The sequence below is a fragment of the Enterococcus sp. GPZ-007 genome (assembly GCF_059374735.1).
Window position 1 is genome coordinate 24,438 of sequence record NZ_JCAFYN010000010.1, and the last position, 23,193, is coordinate 47,630.

25 protein-coding genes are annotated in these 23,193 nt (G+C 40.2%); 11 read left to right on the top strand and 14 right to left on the bottom strand.

The features are described from left to right. Positions 1–6: 6 nt before the first annotated feature. From dapB to AC4J95_RS07340, 4 genes are all read right to left on the bottom strand, one after another. Entirely contained in the window at positions 7–762 is a 756-nt protein-coding gene (gene dapB / locus AC4J95_RS07325; protein WP_494549287.1) for a 4-hydroxy-tetrahydrodipicolinate reductase, read from the bottom strand. Beyond that, on the bottom strand, positions 759–1,649 hold the full coding sequence (dapA, locus tag AC4J95_RS07330; protein ID WP_494549288.1) for a 4-hydroxy-tetrahydrodipicolinate synthase: 891 nt from the start codon (positions 1,647–1,649) through the stop codon (positions 759–761). The genes dapB and dapA overlap by 4 nt, the downstream gene beginning before the upstream one ends. A gap of 141 nt (positions 1,650–1,790) precedes the next feature. Next, on the bottom strand, positions 1,791–2,123 hold the full coding sequence (locus AC4J95_RS07335; RefSeq protein WP_316403230.1) for a DUF2568 domain-containing protein: 333 nt from the start codon (positions 2,121–2,123) through the stop codon (positions 1,791–1,793). Positions 2,124–2,374: 251 nt separating this feature from the next. Then, complete coding sequence (locus AC4J95_RS07340) at positions 2,375–3,010, bottom strand: hypothetical protein (RefSeq protein ID WP_494549289.1); 636 nt, start codon at positions 3,008–3,010, stop codon at positions 2,375–2,377. A gap of 216 nt (positions 3,011–3,226) precedes the next feature. Between AC4J95_RS07340 and AC4J95_RS07345 the strand changes: the two genes are divergently transcribed. Genes AC4J95_RS07345 through AC4J95_RS07365 form a run of 5 tightly spaced genes read left to right on the top strand, consistent with a single transcriptional unit; the run spans position 3,227 to position 7,479 of the window. Beyond that, positions 3,227–3,949, top strand: coding sequence for a lantibiotic protection ABC transporter ATP-binding protein (locus AC4J95_RS07345; RefSeq protein ID WP_494549290.1), 723 nt, complete (start codon positions 3,227–3,229; stop codon positions 3,947–3,949). Then, positions 3,942–4,682: a lantibiotic immunity ABC transporter MutE/EpiE family permease subunit gene (locus AC4J95_RS07350; RefSeq protein WP_494549291.1), complete on the top strand. Its 741-nt coding sequence runs from the start codon at positions 3,942–3,944 to the stop codon at positions 4,680–4,682. Before AC4J95_RS07345 ends, AC4J95_RS07350 begins: the two co-directional genes overlap by 8 nt. Further along, the gene (locus tag AC4J95_RS07355) at positions 4,669–5,418 is read left to right on the top strand and encodes a lantibiotic immunity ABC transporter MutG family permease subunit (protein ID WP_494549292.1); all 750 of its coding nucleotides are present in this window, start codon (positions 4,669–4,671) and stop codon (positions 5,416–5,418) included. The genes AC4J95_RS07350 and AC4J95_RS07355 overlap by 14 nt, the downstream gene beginning before the upstream one ends. A gap of 55 nt (positions 5,419–5,473) precedes the next feature. Further along, positions 5,474–6,136 carry a response regulator transcription factor gene (locus AC4J95_RS07360; RefSeq protein ID WP_494549293.1) on the top strand — a complete coding sequence of 221 codons (663 nt, stop codon included), beginning with the start codon at positions 5,474–5,476 and terminating at the stop codon, positions 6,134–6,136. After that, positions 6,124–7,479 (top strand): sensor histidine kinase, encoded by a 1,356-nt coding sequence (locus AC4J95_RS07365; protein ID WP_494549294.1) that lies wholly within the window; start codon positions 6,124–6,126, stop codon positions 7,477–7,479. Before AC4J95_RS07360 ends, AC4J95_RS07365 begins: the two co-directional genes overlap by 13 nt. 78 nt (positions 7,480–7,557) lie before the next feature. Here the strand turns inward: AC4J95_RS07365 and AC4J95_RS07370 are convergent, their stop codons facing one another. Continuing rightward, positions 7,558–8,277, bottom strand: a complete 720-nt coding sequence (locus tag AC4J95_RS07370; protein WP_494549295.1) for a GntR family transcriptional regulator — start codon at positions 8,275–8,277, stop codon at positions 7,558–7,560. Positions 8,278–8,379: 102 nt separating this feature from the next. Beyond that, positions 8,380–9,651, bottom strand: a complete 1,272-nt coding sequence (celB, locus tag AC4J95_RS07375; RefSeq protein ID WP_494549296.1) for a PTS cellobiose transporter subunit IIC — start codon at positions 9,649–9,651, stop codon at positions 8,380–8,382. Between the two features lie 172 nt (positions 9,652–9,823). Between celB and AC4J95_RS07380 the strand changes: the two genes are divergently transcribed. The 6 genes from AC4J95_RS07380 (at position 9,824) to AC4J95_RS07405 (ending at position 16,440) form a co-directional block, all read left to right on the top strand. Continuing rightward, positions 9,824–11,218: a glycoside hydrolase family 1 protein gene (locus tag AC4J95_RS07380; RefSeq protein ID WP_494549297.1), complete on the top strand. Its 1,395-nt coding sequence runs from the start codon at positions 9,824–9,826 to the stop codon at positions 11,216–11,218. A gap of 464 nt (positions 11,219–11,682) precedes the next feature. After that, positions 11,683–12,837, top strand: a complete 1,155-nt coding sequence (locus AC4J95_RS07385; RefSeq protein ID WP_494549298.1) for a M20 metallopeptidase family protein — start codon at positions 11,683–11,685, stop codon at positions 12,835–12,837. A 16-nt stretch (positions 12,838–12,853) separates the two neighbouring features. Further along, complete coding sequence (lysA, locus tag AC4J95_RS07390; protein WP_494549299.1) at positions 12,854–14,152, top strand: diaminopimelate decarboxylase; 1,299 nt, start codon at positions 12,854–12,856, stop codon at positions 14,150–14,152. A 24-nt stretch (positions 14,153–14,176) separates the two neighbouring features. Further along, complete coding sequence (dapF, locus tag AC4J95_RS07395) at positions 14,177–15,004, top strand: diaminopimelate epimerase (RefSeq protein WP_494549300.1); 828 nt, start codon at positions 14,177–14,179, stop codon at positions 15,002–15,004. A gap of 139 nt (positions 15,005–15,143) precedes the next feature. After that, positions 15,144–16,043, top strand: a complete 900-nt coding sequence (locus AC4J95_RS07400) for an NAD(P)-dependent oxidoreductase (protein WP_494549301.1) — start codon at positions 15,144–15,146, stop codon at positions 16,041–16,043. 232 nt (positions 16,044–16,275) lie between these two features. Beyond that, entirely contained in the window at positions 16,276–16,440 is a 165-nt protein-coding gene (locus tag AC4J95_RS07405; protein WP_316403241.1) for a hypothetical protein, read from the top strand. A gap of 54 nt (positions 16,441–16,494) precedes the next feature. On the opposite strand, the gene rarD is transcribed toward AC4J95_RS07405, so the two are convergent. From rarD to AC4J95_RS07445, 8 genes are all read right to left on the bottom strand, one after another. Beyond that, complete coding sequence (gene rarD / locus AC4J95_RS07410) at positions 16,495–17,385, bottom strand: EamA family transporter RarD (RefSeq protein WP_494549302.1); 891 nt, start codon at positions 17,383–17,385, stop codon at positions 16,495–16,497. 149 nt (positions 17,386–17,534) lie between these two features. Further along, positions 17,535–18,011: a hypothetical protein gene (locus AC4J95_RS07415; protein WP_494549303.1), complete on the bottom strand. Its 477-nt coding sequence runs from the start codon at positions 18,009–18,011 to the stop codon at positions 17,535–17,537. 283 nt (positions 18,012–18,294) lie between these two features. Then, positions 18,295–18,726 (bottom strand): GNAT family N-acetyltransferase, encoded by a 432-nt coding sequence (locus AC4J95_RS07420; RefSeq protein ID WP_494549304.1) that lies wholly within the window; start codon positions 18,724–18,726, stop codon positions 18,295–18,297. 42 nt (positions 18,727–18,768) lie between these two features. Next, complete coding sequence (locus AC4J95_RS07425; RefSeq protein WP_494549305.1) at positions 18,769–18,954, bottom strand: hypothetical protein; 186 nt, start codon at positions 18,952–18,954, stop codon at positions 18,769–18,771. A 119-nt stretch (positions 18,955–19,073) separates the two neighbouring features. Further along, positions 19,074–20,243: a galactokinase gene (locus AC4J95_RS07430; protein WP_494549306.1), complete on the bottom strand. Its 1,170-nt coding sequence runs from the start codon at positions 20,241–20,243 to the stop codon at positions 19,074–19,076. Then, on the bottom strand, positions 20,244–21,275 hold the full coding sequence (locus AC4J95_RS07435; RefSeq protein ID WP_494549307.1) for an aldose epimerase family protein: 1,032 nt from the start codon (positions 21,273–21,275) through the stop codon (positions 20,244–20,246). It lies immediately after the preceding gene. A 307-nt stretch (positions 21,276–21,582) separates the two neighbouring features. Continuing rightward, positions 21,583–21,951 carry an iron chaperone gene (locus AC4J95_RS07440; RefSeq protein WP_316403250.1) on the bottom strand — a complete coding sequence of 123 codons (369 nt, stop codon included), beginning with the start codon at positions 21,949–21,951 and terminating at the stop codon, positions 21,583–21,585. Between the two features lie 98 nt (positions 21,952–22,049). Continuing rightward, the gene (locus AC4J95_RS07445) at positions 22,050–22,688 is read right to left on the bottom strand and encodes a CPBP family intramembrane glutamic endopeptidase (protein WP_494549308.1); all 639 of its coding nucleotides are present in this window, start codon (positions 22,686–22,688) and stop codon (positions 22,050–22,052) included. Positions 22,689–23,193 lie beyond the last annotated feature (505 nt).

The following is a 23,193-nucleotide window of genomic DNA, read 5'->3' on the forward strand; positions in this document are numbered from 1 at the left end:
TTAGGTTTAACTTTCATCAATCAATTTTTCCATATCATACAAACCAGTGGTTTTATCACTAATATATTTTGCAGCTTTAACGGCTCCGCTAGCAAAGATATTACGTGATAAAGCCAAATGATTCAACTCAATCACCTCGTCAGGTCCAGCATAGATCACGGTGTGTTCCCCAGGAATTGTTCCACCGCGAACGGCGTGAATACCTAATTCTGATAAAGGATTCTCCAAATCGTTGCCATGACGGCCATAGATGTAGGTTTTCTTTTCTTCAACCGCATCATTAACGGCATCTGCTAACAGCAGAGCAGTTCCGCTAGGCGAATCTTTCTTTTGATTGTGATGCTTTTCAACGATCTCGATATTGAATTCTTCTTCTAAAACTGGTGTGATTTCACGTATCGCTTTTGCTAGTAGATTGATTCCCAAAGACATATTGGCTGAGAAGAAGACGGCTGTTTGTTCAGCGGTTTTCGCAATTTGTTCCTTCACTTCATCAGTCAAGCCCGTCGTAGCTACAACTACGGGAACTTTTTTTTCAGCACAATATTCTAAAACTGCTGGCACAGCTGAGTAGTGAGAGAAATCAATCACCACATCAGCGTCTACTTGACAATCCGCCATCGATTGATAAGTGGGAAAGTCTGCTTCAAAAGCTTCGCGATCGATTCCCGCTACCACTTGCATCTCAGGCTGCTGGGCGATCATTGCTTGTAGTACCTGACCCATACGACCATTGGCGCCATTTAAGATAACGTTAATCATTTAGCAACCTCCAAACCGTAAGCCGTCATTTCTTTTTTCAAACCTTCGACTGTTTCGGCTTTTGCCGCAGAAAGAGGGAGACGGAAGTTTGGTTCGATCTTTCCAAGCAGACCGACACCGGTTTTGACTGGAATAGGGTTCACTTCACAGAAAATCGCATGAATCAATGGTATCTGAGCCAATTGAAGTTCCTTCGCTTTTGAAAAATCACCGTCTAACAAGGCTTGAGTCAATTCGTGCGTTTGCCGAGGGGCGATGTTGGCAATCGTAGAGATAGAACCTTTTCCGCCAAGTGCCATGATCGGCAATACTTGATCATCATTCCCAGAATAGATTGTGAAGTCATCTGGCATTAGGCGAGCGATATCGGCAATTTGCGAAATATTTCCGCTAGCTTCCTTGATCGCCACCACATTAGGAATTTCGCCTAATCGTTTCACCATTTGGGGAGTGATATTCATATTGGTACGTGAAGCAACTGAGTATAAGATAATCGGCAAGTTCACACTTTGGGCAATTTTTTGGTAATGTAAAAACAGGCCTTCGTCTGAGGCTTTATTATAATAAGGAGTCACGATCAATAGGGCATCGGCGCCAACTCTCTCTGCACCTGTCGATAATTCGATGGCATGCTGTGTGTCGTTTACACCAGTACCCGCAATGACCGGGATTCGGCCATTAACCTTTTTAACGACTGTCTCGATCACAGCAATATGTTCGTCGTTAGCCAAGGTAGAAGCTTCACCGGTAGTTCCGCAAGCGATTATTGCATCGGTTCCTTCGCTGATTTGCCATTCCACAAGCTCCTCTAACTTCTTGTAATCAACTGCACCATCGGCTTTCATGGGTGTAACTAAAGCAACACCAGATCCTTCAAATATTCTCAAGGGAAACAACTCCTTTTTCATTTTTTTTCAAAGACTTTGTAAAAAGGTCTTTAATAGTAGAATTATATCTTAATTATGAGTGCATGCCAACGAAAATCTCATGAAATTTTTAATAGATAATAGTCAAAAAAACAAGGACGCTTAATGTCCTTGTAAGTTTAATTGATACATCAACCATAAGTCGAGACTAGCAATCATAAGATATGTCATTCCAATTTTAGCACCAAAGAGGTAGAAATAGCCGAGAGTACCCAGGGAATAAACTACAAGCTCTAAAATCAATTTTGCATTACCAGTCAGAACAGAAGGGGATTTTGGAGCCCCATATTTTGCCCAGACTAAAGCTAGAATCAATGCTAGAACAGAGAAAAGTATTTTTTGATAAAGCTCCTTTTTGATAAACAGACCGCTGACTAGTCCCCCAACAGTTGCAACTTCAAGTAAAAAGCGAATGCCCAAAACAATACCAGCCAAATCAGTTACCTCCAAAATGTTTTCTTCTATTCTATAGCAGAGTCGACAGCCTAACTACAATTACCCAAAAAGATTTCCCAATTGAAAAATAATGACTATTTTTAACAGGCTTAGATTAAATAGAATGGCTCTTTATTACTCCTTATATTAAAAAAAGACTCACCCCGATGGTAATCGAAGTGAGAACAATCACTTAAACGTGAAGTAAAGATTTTGTTTTGAGCAACTAAAGCTGTTACATTCATCAAGCTTTATAGGATAAAGGCAATCACCACAAAGAAATAAGTCCAACGGATATCTTTTTTACAAAGAATAAACAAGCATCCAGCAACCAATGAGAAGAAAATCGTATACAGACCTCCGCTGAATCCCTGCAGCAGAAAATGAATCAATCCCCAAGTAATTGCCAACAATAAGCCGCCGCTGGGGAATTTTTCAGATAAGCCAAATTGAGCTTCAAAAAATTTCTGTCCAAAAGCGACCACCAAAACAATCAAACTGCATTCGGCAAAATAGTAAAGTGTACGAAAGAATAATGCAGTGACACTTTTATTCAGCTCTCCATTGAATTCGACTACAGGTTTGAACCCGCCAAAACCTATTGTAGAGACCACAATTACAGCAATTACTAGTCCAATGATTGGCAGCAGCTTATTTTTATCAAGCTGGCTAGAATTACTGAAAACATCGAAATTGAAACGGTTCTTGGCGTAATAGACTAAGAAAAGCGAAACACTGGACCATAAAATCGCTGTTATTGCGGCATTCAACGCCAAACTCAGTCCACCCGTGACCATCCCAAGTATCAACTCCAAACTAAACCCTGCGAAAGCGTAGAGCGCCAACCACAGAAAATCGATTGGCATAATCTTTTTTTCATTTTCCAATATTTGTCCTCCATATTCCTTTTTTTATCAGTTTATCAAGTAGTAATGGAAAAAGCATCAAAATTATGAAACCTGCTATATGTGATTGATGTGAATTTAAGATAGTTTTTTTGTTGAAATCATTCGCTTTTTTTCGTAATCATTATTTATCATAAATCCTTATCATTTCCTTATATTTGTCTTTCATACTAAAGCTAGAAAGAGGAGGAATGAAGGATGAACGAAATGATTGTTACTACAAAAAATTTGACAAAAATCTATCACGGACAAAAGGTCGTGAATAATTTATCTTTGGAAATTCCTAAAAATCAGGTGTATGGCTTGTTGGGAGCTAATGGAGCGGGCAAATCGACCACCTTGAAGATGATTACCGGACTGATTAAGCCTTCTGAAGGTGAAATTATTTATCAAGATCGACCTTGGCAACGCCAAGATTTAGCAGAAATCGGCGCCTTGATCGAAAGTCCACCGCTTTACGGCAATTTGACCGCTCGCGAAAATTTATTAATACGAACAACTACTTTAGGATTAGCAGAATCACGAATTAACGAAGTTTTAACCTTAGTTGACCTGTCTAATACAGGTAAGAAAAAAGCTCGTCAATTCTCAATGGGAATGAAGCAGCGGTTGGGCTTAGCGTTGGCTTTATTGAATGAACCGAAACTATTGATCTTGGATGAGCCGACAAACGGCTTAGATCCTTTAGGAATTCAGGCATTGCGAGAGTTGATTCGCTCGTTTCCAGCACAAGGAATCTCAGTGATTCTTTCCAGTCATATCTTATCGGAAGTTGAAAATACGGTCGATACGATCGGAATCATCGCCAATGGACAATTAGGTTATCAAGGAGAACTGCCGGAAAACAGTGCGGCGTTGGAAAAACTTTTTATAGAAGTGGCAAGAGAAAAACAGGGAGAGGAGGGTCGCTATCATGGGTAGAATCATTCAAGCAGAATTGCTGAAGGGCAAGCGCAGTTTTGGCAGAAAGAGCTTAGTTATCTTTCCGTTGCTAGTTAGTTGCATGGCGATCTTTCTAATGGGTGGACAGTTTACTCAAATTGGCGCCTATAATTGGTGGTACATGATATTGCTACCGATGGTGGTAGGCTTGATTTGTACGAATCTGGTTGATTCTGATAAACGGTTGTCTTTTTTTAATGTTAATGCCTTGTCGCTTTCTTCAAGCAAAGTTTGGCAGGGAAAAATCTGGACGGGTGTACTTTACTTAGTATTTGGCAACGGTTTGGTCTTTGGCTTGACTACTTTATCTGGTCTATTGTTTCCCGCGCAATATCCGTTTTGGCGCGGAATTGCTGCCGGCATCGTCTTAACGATTATATGGGCATGGCAAATTCCTTTTGGGCTGTTTTTGGCTGGTCGTTTTAATTCGATCGTCACTTTTTTAGGAATTCTATTTTTAAACATTCTTTGTTCGGGTCAAGATATCGCTGGCGGCAATCTTTGGTACTTGCCATTTGCGATTGCTCCGCGAGTAATGGCTCCCATCATCGGGATCAATCCTAATGGAGTTCCATTAGAGGCGGGAAGTTCGTTACATGATACAAGTGTGATTCTGCCAGGCTTAATAATCACTATTATCTTATTCATCGTCGGCTATTTTCTTACCACCAAATGGTTCAGTAGCGGAGGGCGTTATCATGAGTCGGCTTAAACGAATCGTAAAAGCAGATATTATAAAACTCAGCAAGACGCCATTTTTCATTTTGCATGTGGTGATTCCGCTGGTAGGGATTGGCATTTTTGCAGGCTACCAGATATTAACGAATTATGACTCGAATGCATTGACGATCAATTATTTTCAAGTGCTGACCCTAATTTATCCGATTATTACCGCTTGGTTGACGACCATTGTCACTGATCAGGAAATCGAGGCAGGAGCTGGCTTTTTCCTCCTTAATACAGCATCCAAATCACGAACCTTGCTATCCAAAGTTATCTTGTTAGTCGTCAGCGGTTTGGTTGCCTGTTTGGTTGTCGGCGGCGGCTATCATCTATTTGTAAATTTCAGAACTGACTATTCATTGCCGAGTTCGCTTATTTTCCTACTTACAGGAGTGATTTGGACTTGCGCGCTGTTTCTTTATCTTTTTCATTTATATCTAGGGCTTTGTTTTGGACGCAATGTTAATTTTGCTGTTGCTGCAGTCGAACTTTTGCTTTCTGCGTTGCTGCTTACCGGTTTAGGTGAGACCATTTGGTTCTTTTTTCCTTGCGCTTGGGGCATTCGGTTGGTTCCATTGATTGCGCAGTACTTCAGCGGAAACGTTTCAGGTATTTTAACGAAAATTCAGCTTGGAATAGGGAGCTTAGTTTTTCTAACATTAATCATGCTTGTATTTTTCTTTATCTGGTTTCAAAAATGGGAAGGGCGGAAAAATGAAGAATAACAGGCTTGTTGGCTGAGGGATTTAAACGTATGATGGAAATAAACGAGGTGAGAAAATGGCAACGATTTTCGCAATTGATGATGATGAAAAAATCTTAACGTTTATCAAAACGGCGTTGGTGCGGGAAGGGCATCAGGTGGAAACTTTTACCAACACTGCTGCAGTAACCGCCGAAAAAGCCAAATTTGCTGGCTTGATTTTATTAGATGTAATGATGCCGGATGAAGATGGCTTTGCGTATTGTCAAAGAATCCGAAGTCTCGTCGATTGTCCGATTCTTTTTGTGACGGCTAAAACGGAAGAGAGTGCGTTGCTGCATGGTCTTGGGATCGGCGGCGATGATTATATTCGCAAACCCTTTTCAGTGGCAGAATTGCGGGCACGTGTTTCGGCTCATTTACGGCGAGAGTCACGGGGACATACACATTTTTTGCGAGTAGGTGATTTTTCTTTAGATTTTGCTAGTAAGCAGATTTTTCACGACTCTACTGAAATTTCATTGACCAAATCAGAATATCTGATCTGTGCTCACTTGTTAGAATCAGCAGGCCAAGTTTTTTCTAAGGCGCAATTATATGAAGCTGTTTTTGGTTACGATGGTCACTCAGATGAAAATGTGCTCGTTGAACATATCAAAAATATTCGGGCAAAACTCAAGAATTATGATGAAGATCCGATCGAAACAGTCTGGGGGATTGGTTATCGATGGCGAAAATAAAGACGATCAGCTTAACGAGATATGTGACTCGCCTACTATTACTGGCTTTTTCGAGTGTTATCGCGATCTTATTATTGGCGCTATTCTTCTTCCAAGTCCTGATATCAAATGGGAAAATAGCACCGGCAAACGCAGGTGAGACAGAAGCGCGAAAAGAAATCAATCGGCTTAATGAAAGCCAGACTTTTCCAGCCAAACTAGAACCTGAGTTTTACAACTATATCTATTTTTCAGAAGCAGGCAAGGTCAAAGAGACTTCATTATCAAATGAAGAACTCCAACAGACAATCAGCCAATATAAAGATAGAAATGAACGTTACTACACAGGCACTTATGTCTCCTTTTCTGACGGCAGCTATGTACTGCTCACTTGGCGGTACAAAGCTCAATTTGTCAATCAGCGTTTAAGAAAAATGTTTCCAAACTTTGAGGTCTTCTATTTTATCGGGATCTGTGTAGCATTGATTGTCTTTTTCATTCTATTTGCCAGAAGAGCAAGTAAACGATTGAGGGAGAAGCTGATTTTAGTAGAAAATGCCAGTCAACAAATTGCCCAAAAGGATCTCGATTCTACGATCGATACAGCCGCGGGCATTCAGGAGTTTGACGAGGTACTGCATTCAATGGAAGAAATGCGCGGTGCGTTGAAGGAGTCTTTGGTCCAGCAATGGGAAACTCAGCAGCAGCGGAAGCAAGAAATCGCTGCATTAACTCACGATATCAACACACCGCTAACGGTGATCAATGGGAATGCGGAGCTTTTATTAGAAGAGGAGCTGGATGCAGAGCAGCAACAGTTGATCCAACATATCTATGATTCAGGGTTGAAAACCAAACAATATATTAACCTGCTGCAGCAGATTTCTAATTTTGATGTGGTTCAGGAGGAAAAAATCTCGTTGTCGCTGATTGAGGTAATCGACGAAATGAGTATGACCTTATCGCCATTGGCAAAGCGTAAGGGTATTGTGCTAGAGGTGCAGGCCGAAGAGGCGCCCTCAATGATTGTTGCCGCGCCAATCATGCTGCTGCGAGCTTTAATGAATATCGGAGAAAATGCGATTCGTTATACAGAATCTGGTGAGGTGAGTGTCAAAGTTCAGAAGCGCGCCCGGGAAATAGCCTTTATATTTGAAGATCACGGACCTGGTTTTTCTTCTGAAGCACTTACGCATGCAAAGGAAATGTTTTGGCAGCAGGACCAAAGCCGAACAACAGATGATAATTATGGTATTGGCTTGTCGATCGTTGAACGAGTCGCCCGTTATCACGATGGACAATTGAAATTAGAAAATACCAAAGTTGGAGGAAAAGTTACTCTAACTATTTCTGCTGACGAGTAAAAAAGCGAATGCCTCTATTACTTTCAATTTGAGAGTAATAGAGGCATTCGCTTTTTGTTTGTAAAGAATTCTTCTATCTTAATTTCCCTTCATATCTAAAAAAGAATAATCCCGCACGTCGAAACGATTGCGGCTGCGTGAATATTCGATCGGGTCGCCATTCTGCTGATAGGCGATTTGTCGAATTTCCAACACAGGATCATCAATGGCACAATCAAGGTATTTTTGATCATACTCGGAACTTTTATCCGCGCGAATCGTCCGGTAAGCTCCTGTGATTTTGATGCCAAGCTCATTTTTTATATATTGGTAGATGGAGGATTCGATGATTTCTTTTTTTAGATTTGGTACTGCTTGAATCGGCATATAAGTATGCTCAAGGATAAATGGCTGATCATCTAACACTCTAAGTCGGATGATTTTATAGACCGGCTCCTCTTCAGAAATGTGCAGCTTCTCTTGAATGGATTCATCAGGGAACTCGACATTGAATTCGATCACCTGACTTTCAAGTTTCCGATTTGCCTTTTCCATCTCGGCACTTAGTCCTTCATAATAGGAAAGGAAGGAGGTATCTTTTGTCAAAAAAGGGTGGTGCAGCACAGTCGTTCCTACGCCTTTTTTTGAAGACAACAGCCCTTCTAAAGTCAAAATTTCCAAGGCTTTTTGTATAGTCATGCGGCTGACTGAGAATTCCTTAACTAACTCAATTTGTTTTGGCAGTAGGGAACCGGGCGGATAAGTTTCACTTTTGATACGATTCCTTAGGGTATTTGCGATTTCTTCGTATTTTGGCAACGTCATCACCTCAATATGATTATACCTAAGTTTATATGTCTATACAATGACTAAAGAAGTTAAGACAAACTTTTTATGGTTTGTCTTAACTTCTTAGGTGATTTATTCAATGTCATAGCTTTGTTGACGATCAAGTATGCGTAAGAATGGGTACCAAATGAAACCAACGATAATGAAATCAAGCACTTGTAAGGCACCGCCCAACCAAGAGTTCGTCGCTAAGATGCCGCTGGCAACGATTGGCACTGTCCAGGGAACGGATACACCCGTTGGTGCAGGAACAATACCCGCAGCCATGACTAAGTAGTTAAAAGTAGTGACTACTAATGGTGCTAACACCCATGGAATCAAGATTGTCGCATTCAATACGATCGGTAGACCGAAGATAGCTGGCTCGTTAACATTAAAAATTCCGGGAGCTAAGGCTAAACGACCGACATCGCGGTATTGCTTTTTCTTCAAGAGAAAGGCCATGATGAGTACAACAGCCAAGGTCATACCAGATCCGCCTAAGCCAACCGTAAATGTTTCCATGAATGGCTTCGTAATAATGTGCGGCAAAGCATCCCCAGCTTTATAAGCTTCTAAATTATCCAGCATCAACGTATTCCAAATCGGGTCCATTACTGAATTGACAATGATTTGTCCATGAAGTCCGAAGAACCATAGAAACTGAACTAAGAAAAGTGCTAATAATGTGGCTGGTAAACTGCTGCCAAGACCAGTCAAAGGTTTTTGAATAACTTCATAGACGATATCATGCAGGTTGGCATGGAACACACCAGTCATAACAGCGTTAATAATCAGGAATACAGTCAAAGTCACAACTGCGGGAATTAAAGCCGCAAAAGATTTTGTTACTGCTGGCGGAACACCGTCAGGCATTTTGATCTGCCAACCTCGTTTAGTCACGCGGCAATAGATTTCTGCTGCTAGAAAGGCTGCCAGCATACCAATAAACATTCCTTTTGCACCAAGTCGATCTAAAGACAGGATACCGCTGATCTGTTCACCGTTTTCCAGTGTCATCGCGAAGGGGGTTAAAATCAAAAAACTCGCAAATGAAACTGCCCCGCCAAAAATTCCTTCTACTTCATAAGATTCTGATAAATAATAGCCAATCCCGAAGGTAACAAATACAGACATGATGCTCATCGTAGCATTTTGGCCATTACCAAAAAGCTCAGTCAGCATACCCTTGGTACCATCATTGAAAAAGGGTAGATTATTAATAACAACAACAATTGAACCAAACATGGTCAGCGGAAATGACAGCATGAATGCATCTCTAAGTACAGTCAAATAACGATTTTGTCCTAGCTTATTCGCTAAGGGCATGATTTTCTCCGCCAGTTTATCCATAAACCCATTCATTTTTATTCACCTCTAAATTTTTTATGTAATCGATTACAGCTATAATTTATCATGATTATCCAAGTATGTCTAGTCATATATTTTAAAATGATTGATTTTTATTTTCAGATTGTTTATGATGAGGGGGAGCGAAGGGCATTGATGCCGAAAAACGAACAGGAGGAGAAAGAATATGGAGTATACATTTCCCAAAGATTTTTGGTGGGGGTCGTCAGCGAGCGGACCGCAAACGGAAGGAAGATTTGAAGGTGATGGTAAGGGAGAGAATATCTGGGACTATTGGTACGATTTAGAACCAAAAAAGTTTTTTGATCAAGTTGGACCGGATAAAACCTCTCGAGTATATGAAAAGTATCAAGAGGATGTTCAATTAATGAAGCAGATCGGTCATAATTCATTTCGGACGTCGATCCAATGGAGTCGATTGATTCCCAATGGAACGGGGGCGGTCAATCAAGCAGCGGTGGATTTTTATAATCAATATATTGATGAATTGATCGCAAATGGAATTGAACCATTCCTAAATCTGTATCATTTCGATATGCCGATGGCATTACAAGAAAAGGGTGGCTGGACCAATCGTGAAACGGTGGATGCGTATGTTTCATATGCAAAGACCTGCTTTGAGCTATTCGGTGATCGCGTTAAAAAATGGTTTACCCATAATGAACCGATCGTTCCAGTGGAGGGCGGTTATCTTTATCAATTTCACTATCCGAATCATGTCATTATGGAAGAAGCGGTAATGGTGGGGTATCATGAAAATTTGGCTAGTGCTAAAGCAATCAAGACCTATCATGACATGGATCTTGGTGGAGAAATCGGGATTATTTTGAATTTAACCCCTAGTTATCCAAGAGACGAAAACAATCCAGCTGATGTTAAAGCGGCTCAAATGGCGGATACCTTTTTCAATCGTTCTTTTTTAGATCCGGCAGTAAAGGGAGAGTTTCCCGAAGAATTAGTAGCAGTTGTGAAAGAGTTAGGAATCGTTCCTAAGATTGAAGTCGGGGATATGGAGCTGATCAAAAATAATACAGTCGACTTATTGGGAATCAATTATTATCAGCCGCGACGAATCAAAGCAAAGGAATCGCCAATTGATCCAAGTCATGGACCGATGCCGGATGATTATTTTGATTACTACGATTTGCCAGGTAAGAAGATCAATCCTTATCGTGGCTGGGAAATTTATGAAAAAGGGATTTATGACCTCTTGACGAACGTACGGGAAAACTATGGCAACATTCGCTGCTTTATCTCGGAAAATGGGATGGGAGTGGAAGGTGAAGAACGCTATATCAATGAAGACGGTCAAATTGATGACGATTATCGGATTGAATTTGTGACTGATCATTTGAAATATGTTCATCAGGCGATTCAAGAGGGAACAAACTGCCTAGGCTATCATATGTGGACCTGTATGGATAACTGGTCTTGGACAAACGCTTATAAGAATCGTTATGGATTCATTTCGGTTGATATCAAGAACAACGGTAAGCGGACAATCAAAAAATCTGGGCACTGGTTTAAAACAGTGGCCGACAATAATGGTTTTACCGTTTAAATTAAATGGACGCAAACATTTGACCATGTTTGCGTCCATTTTTATGTCAGATAAATACAAAGAAAGCATTTCTTCTCTGTGTCATTGAAGTTTCAGAGTACAGATTTGCTGATCTAAACGTGGCAGGTTTTTCTGAAAATGTTTTGATAGCCGTAGCATTATTGACTAAAATTCCGGGTAGTTCCTATCAAAATTATCTAGAGGGGATTAAATCGAATAAACTGGCATGTAGGATTAAGTTCGCTGATTTAAACCATAATAGCGATCTAGCTAGGATCACGAATCCAACAGAAAAAGATTATGAACGACTAGAAAAATACAAGCAAGCAATCGACTATTTGAAAAATTAATGAAAACAAATTAATGACCGATGGCGCAATCTATACTATAATATGAGAAACTATCAATAGATTTCTAATCTAAAAAACATTATTCTAAGTATATTTATGGAAATGAGTGAGACGATGATCGATACGGAAGTCAAAGAGTTAGAAGAACTAGTCACTACGATGCGTCGCGAATTGCATCAGATTCCCGAGTTGGGTTTAGAGGAAAGGCAAACAGCTGCGTATATTCGCAAAAAGTTGGCATCCTTTGGTGTCACAGAGACATATGAAGTCATCGAGACAGGTACGATTGCAGTCTTACGAGGGAATAAACCAGGTAAAACGTTAGCCTTTCGTTCAGACATCGATGCTTTGCCGGTAGTGGAGCAGACGGGTTATGATTTTGCTTCAAAAACACCAGGTAAAATGCATGCATGCGGACATGATGGACACATGTCCACGCTACTGGGTTTCATCGCTTATTTACATAAACATCCTGAGAAAATTCAAGGAACGCTGGTTTTTGTCTTCCAGCCGGCGGAAGAAGGACCTGGCGGAGCAGAATTGATTATGAAGACAGGGATTTTGCAAAAACTAGGTGTGGAAGAGATTGTCGGATTGCATGTTTTTCCTGATTTACCTGCTGGGAAGATTTCTTGTCGCCCTGGCCCGATGATGGCGCGCAATGCGGAAGTAACCATCACGATTAAAGGAGTCAGTACGCATGGTGCGCAGCCTCAGCTTGGCGAAGATGCGATTGTTGCTGCTGGTGGAGTGATCTCTGGTTTGAATAGTATCTTAGCACGAAATATCAGTCCGTTAGATAATGTCGTGTTAACATTTGGGACGATCCATGGCGGCGAAGCGATGAACATTGTGGCTAAGGAAGTCGTTTTACATGGAACGATGCGGGCTTTTGACGATAAGGTTTACGATGAAGTCGTTCGAAGGACAGAGCTGTTAGCTGGAGAAATTGCTAGGGGCTATGGCTGTGAGGCGGTCGTTGATTTCAATCATATGTATCGCGTCGTTGATAATGATCCGAAAATGGTGAAGACGTTGGAAAAAGTTGCGGCTGATTATTATGTCGAAACACCGCCGTATTTGATTGCGGAAGATTTTTCGATGTATCAGCAGGAGATTCCCGGAATGTTTTTCTTCTTAGGGATTCGTGACGAGGAAAAGGGCTACACCTATCCGTTGCATAGCGGAAAGATGAAATTTGATGAGGTGAATCTGCTATTAGGGATTCAAACCTATGTGAACTTGATTGCTGGATTAAATGAAGATTAATTTGAGGGGGCTTACAATGGAATTTGAAACAAAAAATGGACACTTGATGTGGGATGGCTGCGATACCGTTGCTTTGGCAGAAGAATTCGGAACACCGTTATATGTTTTTTCACAGACATTAATAGAAGAAAAATGCCAAGAGTTGAAACGAGATTTTGTAGATAAATATGAGAATGTACGAGTGGCGTTTGCTAGTAAGGCGTTTTCAACTTTAGCAATGCTGAAAATTATAGAAAAACAAGGCTTTTCATTAGATGTTGTTTCTGATGGGGAATTGTATACAGCAATTAAAGGCGATTTTCCCGCTGAACATATTGAGATGAATGGCAATAATAAATCCATTGAAGAGCTAGAAATGGCGATTGATTACGGCGTGGGACGAATCATCATCGATAGTTTACAGGAAGTTGATTTGATTGCAGCGATTGCGAAGGAAAAACAAAAAGTCGTGGATATTTTGTTCCGCATCACACCAGAAGTCAATGTTCAGACCCATTCGTTTATTTCGACAGGGCAAAAGGACTCTAAGTTTGGGATTCCCATCGATGAAGCGATTTTATTCCCGCAAATCAAAAATGCCATTGATACACCTGATGTGAATTTCTTGGGCTTCCATTTCCATGTCGGCAGCCAACTATTTGATAATAGTGCCCATTTGGCAGCGGTCGGGATTGCTTTGGACTTAGTGAAAATGGTGAAAGAACGGTTTGATTATACGATCAAAGAATTGAATTTCGGCGGCGGCTTTGGGGTTCGATACACGGATGCAGATCAGCCCAAACCATTTAGCTATTTCACAGATGCGATGATGGAAAAGGTGTTAGCGTTTTGTGAGCAAGAAAACTTCCCTCAGCCGGCGATTGTCATTGAGCCAGGACGCAGTATTGTTGCCGAAGCGGGTATCAGCTTGCACAAGATCGGGGCAATCAAAGAACTTCCTGGTCTACGGAAATATGTCAGTATCGATGGCGGGATGACTGATAATATTCGTCCAGGACTTTATGAAGCGGAATACACAGGAATTTTAGCGAATAAAGCAGATGCTACAGCCGGTGAAAAAGTGACTGTTTCCGGTAAAGCCTGTGAAAGTACCGATATTTTAGTGAAAGATATTGAACTGCCAACGGTTGAAGCCGGCGATATTTTCGCTACTTTTTCAACGGGAGCCTATGGCTATTCAATGGCAAATAATTATAATAAACTAGCGATTCCAGCAGTTGTTTTAACGAAGGCAGGCCAAGCTGCAATCATCGTAAAAAGACAAACACTGGATCAAATTATTCAAAATGAAGAAGTTCCTGAATTTTTGAACTAGAAACTCATGAAATGAGGCGGATGAATGGAAATCCCTTTTTATAAAATGCAAGGGGCTGGAAATGATTTTATTTTGATCGATAATCAGAAACTGAATTTTTCCAGTGACCAATTAACAAAATTTGCGGCACGCGTTTGTACTCGACGCGTCTCCGTTGGTGCCGATACACTCATCGCAGTTGAAGCTGCCCGGGGAACTGGTGATTTCTATGCTCGCTTTTTCAATGCGGACGGTTCTGAAGCCGAAATGTGTGGAAACGGTGCACGTTGTGTCGCGCGTTGGGCTTTTGAGACAGGTATTGCGCATGAAAAAATGATTATTGAAACGATCGCCGGCGATGTACCAGCAGAACGATTAGACAAACGAACGTATCGGGTACAACTCAACTCGCCAACTGTTTTTGAAGCAGACAAAATCCTTCAAGTTGATGGGAAAGAGGTAATCGTTGATTATGTTGAGCTAGGTGATCCGGGAATTCCTCATTTAGTTGTTCATATTCCTGATCTGGCAATGACTGAACTAGAGACGCTTTTTGTCTTTGCCAGAAAGCTGAGAAATCATCCGGCGTTTGAAAAGGGTGCGAACGTGAATTTCTACGATATTTTACCTGATAAAACCGTCGTGGAGCGCACTTACGAGCGTGGGGTTGAGGACTTCACATTAGCTTGTGGAACTGGTACTGGTTCGACAGCTTATGTGCTGACTAAAAAAGCCTTAGTTAAAACTGATCCGGTGGTGATCGAAGTTTTAGGCGGAGAGCTTCAAGTGAACGTGGTGGATGAGGAGCTTTACTTGATCGGTGATACAAATATTGTCGTTAATGGTACGATTTTAGATGAAGATTTAGCATAAAGAGAAGATGGCCGAACTTTGGTCATCTTTTTCTTTACGATTGTGTGAATACTGGGCCTTTATGAGTTGATTCTTCTTCATTGACGAGGGAAATTGTAGGGCTTATCATTAAGGGAACACGATTTTCAAGGAGGCTGACATGAATAAATTTAAGAAAATGGTGGCGATCGAGCCGACCAAATTATTACCTGAATGGGATGAAAAGCTTAAGGAACTAGCGGAAGAAGCGGTCTTCTATGAAGATATTCCGACCGATTCAGCTACGATCATTGAACGAATCGGTGATGCTGATTGCGTGATGCTAAGCTTTACAAGCTTCATTGACAAAGAAGTGATCGATGCTTGTCCGAATATTCGATACATTGGGATCTGTGCTAGCTTGTATGCGCCAGAGAATGCGAACGTGGATATTCTGCACGCAGAGAAAAAAGGCATTGTTGTAACAGGTGTTCGCGATTATGGTGATGAAGGCGTCAAAGAATATGCTATCAGCGAATTGGTTCGCTTGCTGCAAGGACGTGGTCCTGCGATGTGGAAGGATGAACCGATGGAACTTACCGACGTCAAAGTGGGAATCGTCGGCATGGGGACAGTCGGCAGTTTATTAGCACGAACGATGAGTTTCTTTGGCATGGATGTTCATTATTACAGCCGGACACGCAAACCAGAAATTGAAAAAGAGTTAGGGATGAGCTATTTAGCTTTTGACGATTTATTGGAAAATGTCGATATTCTTATTTCTTGTTTGAACAAGAATGTGATCTTACTAGATGAAGCGGCATTTCAAAAATTCGGAAATGGAAAAATCTTGATGAACGTGTCAATCGCGCCGTCTCATGAAGTTCCAGCGTTAAAACAGTGGTTATCACAGCCAGGAAATTATGCCTTCAGTGATACGGAAGCAGGATTAGGGGAAGAAGTTATTGGCTTATCAAATGTCTTTACGGGAAAGACCAATGCTGGTCTAACTTCAATGGCAAAGGTTCGCTTAGCGCAAAAAGTGATTGAAAATATCGAAAAATTTCAAGAGAACAACTAAGCGTTACTCATCAATGGCGTTCTCCAGAGACTTAAACGTGATCGTTTGAGTCTTTTTTTATTTATTTCAATTCTATGTGAAAAAACATCACGTGGATTGTATCTTTTTCAAAATTATTTTAATTTCATGTCAGATAACATTACATTAGTTATTGAAATCCGATTCAAAACTCGCTATGATTATGAAAAGTATTTGTTTTGCTGCTTGTTTTGAAAAGAAATGGGGAAAAGATATGGAATATCAATACTTAGTTCAGGTAGAAACAATTGTTGGGGAAATGACCGAAGAAACGTTCAATACACATCGAGACGCACTTTGCTATGCAACAAACTATGGGAAAGTCAAGATGAGTAAAGTCTTCAGGTCAGGCGAGATGCTGCATGAGTTTAACTATTAGCTTTGATTTCTGGGGATTAATCATGGAAGTTGTTTAAAAAGGTCTTCGTCATTTTTAAAGACGAAGACCTTTTTTGCGTGATTGAATGAAATTGCCGGCGACAAAGATCAGAATCCCCAGCCAGATAAAAGCAAAGGCAATAAACTGGGGTAATGCGTAAGGCTCATGAAACAAGAATATCGCCATTGCCAACATGATCGTCGGATTAACATATTGAATGAAACCAACCGTGATGTAAGACAGTTTTTTTACAGCTATCGCAAACAGCAATAAGGGTATGGCCGTCACTATTCCAGCCCCCATCAGTAGCAAATTGGTGTTCAATGAGTAATTCATGAAACCGGTCGGCGAAAAGAAAAATAAATAGATCAAACCGAATGGTGCGATAATCAATGTTTCTAAGGTGATACTCGTTGCTGAACTCAACTGCAGTTGTTTTTTAGTTAGGCCGTATAAACAAAAGCTAGTCGCTAGAAAAATCGAATTAAAGGGAAAAACGCCCGTTTGGATCGTTAATAATACTACGCCGGTCAAGGCAGAAAAACTAGCGAGCTTGGCTTGTTTTGATAAGGGTTCTTTTAAATAGATCGCCCCAGCTAGCACATTCAGTAGTGGATTAATGTAATAGCCTAAACTTGCTTGTTGAACTTGGCCAATTGAAACCGTGTAAATAAAAATTCCCCAATTTAGAGAGATGAAAATCGCCGCGATGATAATGGCTATCGTATTTCGACGGCTTTTTAATAATTCTTTGACTTCTTGAACAAAAACAGGGACTTTGCGCAAAACGATCAAATAGAGCGACATAAAAAGCAAAGACCAAATAATGCGATAGAACAACAGATCAACGGCGCCAACGTTTCCTAATAATTTCCAGTAAAGCGGTAGGATGCCCCAAATAATATATGCACTAAACCCATAAACCAACCCAGAATCTTTTTTCATTGGAACCTCCTTAAATAAATTGTGTTTTATCATTTTAACACAAACAATTAGGAGAATTTTTGAAAAATAGAGAATTGTCTAGAAAAGAATACGGCTTAAATAAAGAGCATTTTTAAGAGAATAAGAAAATTAGCGTTTTTCAAATACGTTCAACTAAAGGATATTTCTGCAAGTAAGTTATCGAAAAACGAAAACAAGTGTTTTCTGACAAAGAAAAATACTCTGATTCCAATATATGAACTACTCAGAATAATGACTAGCAGAGGGATTCTCTGATCCATCGTAAATGAATCCACGATTCCTTCAAAAGACCCAAAGGCAAGTGAATCTGATAAAAACTTTCCAAATGTAAGGTTAGCTGAGAAAAAACCAAACAAAAGTAAAGTGAAAGAGACATAAACAGCTTGGAGGGCAAACTCTAGGCTGATCCATTCAGTTGTTTCACCGATAAAACTCATGATTTGAAAAGTGGAACGTTGATCATTAGCCAACTGAAAAAACAGTCGACGAATTGTGTTAATCGTATTGATAATAAAAAGACAAGCAATAACTAAGGAAATAAACTTAAGTACCGTCAGCAACATCCCAGCAGGTGAGATGATCTCCGTTAACCCGATAGTGCCCATCTGCATTGCCTCATTGATTGTATAGGAATGACAATGAGACAAAAAACTGCTGAGATTCAAAAAGAAGAATGATAGAAATGAAAGAATCAAAATAAGGACACATGACAACCCGATCCCGGAAGTTCGAATCAGATTCTTGCTAGAGTTTTGGATGAGATAGTATGCTTTAATCATTTTTCTCTCCGATCTGTTTAATTGAAGTCACGTTTAAAATATTTTGAGGTGTTGCCAATTAATACCACCAATATGGATAACAGGATAATCAGTTTGAAAGTTTCGTCTCTTAGGCAGTCCATTTCATAAGTAATTCAATTTCATTTGTTTCTATGTTATTTTCTTTTTTCAGAATCGCAAAGCCTTGTCTTAAATAGAACTGAACGGCACGCTGATTTTTTTGGTACACATTTAGTGTCAGCGTGAAATTTTCCGTTTTTACAAAATCTAGTAGCTGAGTGCCGATCCCCAGTGATCGATAGTTCTTCAAAATAAAGATTCCAGCAATATACTCGTTAATCAAACCAAGAAAGCCGACGATTTTACCATTGCGGAAATAGGCATAAATCTTGGCAGCTGGAAGCATTTTTTTAACGTTTTGGTAGTTCATCAGCCAATAGTTTTTGTCAATAAAATCGTGCGTCTCCAAGTTACTCTCTAACCAGATAGCAGCGATGGAATCTAAGTCCTTATCTGTCATTGTTTCAATCAATTGAATCATTTTAAAACTCCATTTTTGGTTTTGTGTATAGCTATTGTCAGGTTAATTTTTAGTGTCTGATTTGAAGAGCGGTTCATCGGTGTTTGAATAATAGTCTTCATTTAACTTTTCATCGGATTTCACACCGAATAAGGAAACCAACATGGGACTGAATCCTAGAAGACCGAGCAAAATTGCTAGTGGGATGTATAGGCGTTTTTTTGTGAGAGGTGATTGTTTGTTAGACATGAGATCACTCCTTTATCTCAATTGTAGACTAGAGGTATTTCGAAGGCAAAGTTTTTTGCAAAATTGAAACAAAAAATGCCTCTACCCAAATGGATAGAGACATTCGTTGATTTTAAGAATTAACCGATCTTAGTAGTTCCGCTGCCGATATGAGCAACGTAAAAGTCTGGGGCATAGCCTACGACTTTCATGTATTTGTCATAAACATTGTTTTTGAAGGTTGGAATATTTTCTTCCTTCACTACAGCGATAGCACAGCCCCCGAAGCCGGCACCAGTCATGCGAGCGCCAAGTACACCGTCCTGTGCTTGCGCAGCATCAACTAAGGTATCCAGTTCGATCCCGGTTACTTCGTAATCATGACGAAGAGAATAGTGAGAGGCGTTCAGAAGTTTTCCGAAGGCTTCCAAGTTGCCTTTTTCCAACTCTGCTTTGGCTTCTAATGTCCGTTGATTTTCGGTCACGGCATGACGAGCGCGACGAATCAACGTATCGTCACCGATCAGATCGATGTTTGCTTCAAAGGTCGCTTCATCCAGGTCACCCAATGTGTTAATATCTAATTTCTTTTGCAGGCGGGCAAGAGCTTCTTCGCATTCGCTGCGGCGTTCGTTGTATTTGGAATCTGCTAATTCACGGCGTTTGTTGGTATTCATGATGACCACTGCATAGCCATCAAGCTTCACAGGCACCATTTCGTATTTCAAGGTATTGGTATTTAACAGGATCGCTTGATCGACATCGCCAAAACCAATCGCGAATTGATCCATGATACCGGAGTTTACCCCGATAAATTCATTTTCGACCTTTTGTCCGGTTTGAACAAGCTCCAAACGCGTCGTGTTTAGGTCAAATAAATCTTCTAAAACCACGCCGACTAACAATTCCAACGAAGCACTGCTGGAAAGTCCCGCGCCATTTGGAATCGTGCCTTCAACTAGTAGTTCGAAACCGTGATCAATGTTATGGCCAGCTTCCTTCAATTTTAAGACCATGCCTTTTGCATAGTTAGCCCAGTTATCATTTTTATCGTATGCTAATTCATTGATATCAAAGGTTATTACACCAATATCTTCAAAGTTTGTAGAGTAAACCAGCACTTTGCTGTCTTCGCGAGGGGCAGCGACCCCGTTTGTTCCATAAGTGATAGAAGCAGGAAAGACATGTCCACCGTTGTAGTCGGTATGCTCACCGATTAAGTTGATTCGACCTGGTGAGAAATACTGCGTCGTTTCCTTTGGTCCAAAAATTTCAGCAAATTTTGTGTTTAGTTCACGTTTGATTTCCATTTAGTTCGCTTCTTTCAAATTTATTTTATATTCCGTCGTTGTCTCGAAAGTTTCATTTGCAGGCAGTTTGATCGAGCCAAACGCTGGAAATTGCTCCGCGCCGGGGGCGATTTGTGTTTCAAAGGTAATCCCACCATGATGGGCTAATTTGTCACCGTGCATCACGGGACCATCTTCGCCAAAATTCGCGGTAAAGATCACGACACTGGATGAATCTGTTAAGACTGTCAGTTCGATATTTCCATCCGGACTAGTTAGTCTTGCTGCTGGAGCATTTAAATCTTTTTCCTTTAAAAAGAATGGATGATCAAGTCCGTTACATTGATTCTTTTGTTCAAAGTCGGCGTTAAATACTTCGGCTAAAGTTTTTTCAGTTTGAAAATCAAAAGGTGTTCCAGCGCTATTCACGATTTCACCAGTAGGAATCGTGTCTGGTTTAAGGGCAGCAAAAGCATCACTGTTCAGCCACAGTTTGTGTTCATCAATTGCTTCAGTCACGTCCCCACTCAAATTGAAATAGACATGATTGGTTGGATTAAACAAGGTTGTTTGGTCGCTGATTCCTTTGGTAGTGACACGCCAAGTATTGTCCTGCGTTAAGGTATGACGGACTTCAATCTTCAGCTCTCCTGGGAAACCGTGCTCACCATCTGGGCTGGTCAATGTAAAAACGACCGACGCTTCTTCATCGCCATTTTCAATCGTGTAGTCCCATTTCTTCGTTTCAAAACCAGGCTTTCCGCCGTGCAGAGAGTGACCCGTTTCAGGGTCAATAGCCACTTGGTACTCTTGACCATCAAGTGTGAAACGACCATTTTCAATTCGACCAGCAGTTCGACCGATCGAAGCCCCGATGAAGGCATCTTTTTCCAAGTATTCCTCGGCAGAATCGAACCCTAGGACCAATTCTTTGTCACGACCTAGGCTGACGATACGCGCACCTAAGTCCGTAACAGATAAATGGAAACCGGATTCATTTTTGATTGTAATCACTTTGTAGTCTGTGCCAAAATCGTTTTCTGTAATTTGCATATAAAAACCTCGCTTTTTTGTAATGGGATATTTTTCTTTTCCTAATAAGTTTAGCGATTAATTGATGAGGTGACAAGGACTTGAAGCTTTTCCCATGGCCTGAGTCAAATTTAACAAGAAATCGCTTACTTTTAAACATGTTTTTGTGAGGACTATTTAACTTTTTGTTGCATCTTGATCTAAAAATATACAAAAAAGATCAACTAATCAGTTGATCTTTACAAAGAGACACTCTTTTCTATATGAAGTAAGAGTAGTTTAATCGAAAAGCTGAGAAAAGAGTAATACTTATAGAAATTGGCAAAAATCAACGCCAAAATTTTGTGTAGTCTGCTTTGTCCTCTAAGTTAAATGCGATCATGTCTTTTATGAGTATATAATTGATTTCTTCTGTCCATTTAATGCGAAAGATATTGTTGGTATGACTATAACCAATCTCTTCAATGGTAGGCAAAAACTTATTAAGACAAGCGACTTCAGGTGAAACTGAAAGGTGTTTTTGAGCCGAACTGAAACCAATGATAAACGTCCCGTGATGAGTAAACATCGGTTCATTCCAAGCGATTCGGGTATCTAAATCAGGGAATTCTGTTAAAATCCATTGGAATAGATCCCGTAATTTATTTCTTCGCTCTTCATTTTCAATTTTCTTGAAATAATCTTCAAAAGTGTCCATCATTTTGCTCCTTTTCTTTTTAGTATAACAGTAAGAAAAGGAAAGTTAGAGAAAAAAAGATCGGTTAGCGCGGAGGTCTCGTGACTTAGCAATAGTTTCTAATGCTGCAACAACACCAAAAGGATCGAACTAAAATCAAATAATACATGGATGATCCAACTGGTCCAGATTGAATTGCTTTTGATCGCTGCGTGGTTAAAAATTAGCCGTGCGACACCTTGAATTAAGAGAATATGAAGCAAGGTATGCAGAACGTTTCCATCATTATAAGTTGAGTAATGAATCAAACCGAAAATAATCGCGGAAAAAAGACTGGCGATCGGTAATGAAAATTTACTAGAGAAAATACTCAAGAAATATATCGAAAACAATTCTTCTCCTAAAAGCATGACGGGAAGAATCAATAGTAGCAGCCAGCTCGGCTGGTCGTTTACTGGATTGCTTTGCAGATGCCATTTCAAGCCGTAAGTTAATAACAGTGAAACAGTTAAGCTTACGAACCAATTCAGCAGAAAGTAACCAATAATTGTCTTAAGTGGACGGATCGGTTTGCCGAAAATAGCACGAACAGATGCCTTTTTGTAAACGATCGTTAATGCAATCAAGCCAGTGACAGCTAACGAAAAAAATCCCAGGTAAGCTGTTCCTGAAAGTAAAAGAAATAAACCAATTAGTAGAATGACTGTGCCAATGATTGTCTTTTTGAATGAAATAGGTTTGTTTAGTATTTTATCCATAATGCTGCTCCTCACATTTGCTCTTTTAGCTAGCGTGAACTATACGCTTTTTTATTAAATAAACAAGTTTATTTAACGCTTTTAAGAAACATGAACAGAGAGAGCGATTTCTTGCTTAACTGAGAGTTTTTTCTCACTTTTTTCGAATAATTCGCCACACTTCTTTCACGGACCATAAGATGATAATCGGTACGATTACACAGAGAATTACTTGGAAAATATGCTGATAAGAGAGTTCGTAGTCGATATAAGGGTTGTTTTTTTGAAGGAGCAGCGTGCTAGGGACAATTAGACAAATCAGCAGCGCGTGGATGAGTTGTTTCAGTCTCTTTTTCAAAAGATCATTCCTTTCCCTACTAACTAGAAAGCTCTTTTGTTTTTAGAATAGCACTAATGAAATTCGGAATGGGCAATTTCTCAATAGCTTTGATTTGTCCTAAAAAAAGGGATACTTAATGATTTAGAAAATTTATGGGCCATTTTTCATGTATAATTTAAAGGGGAA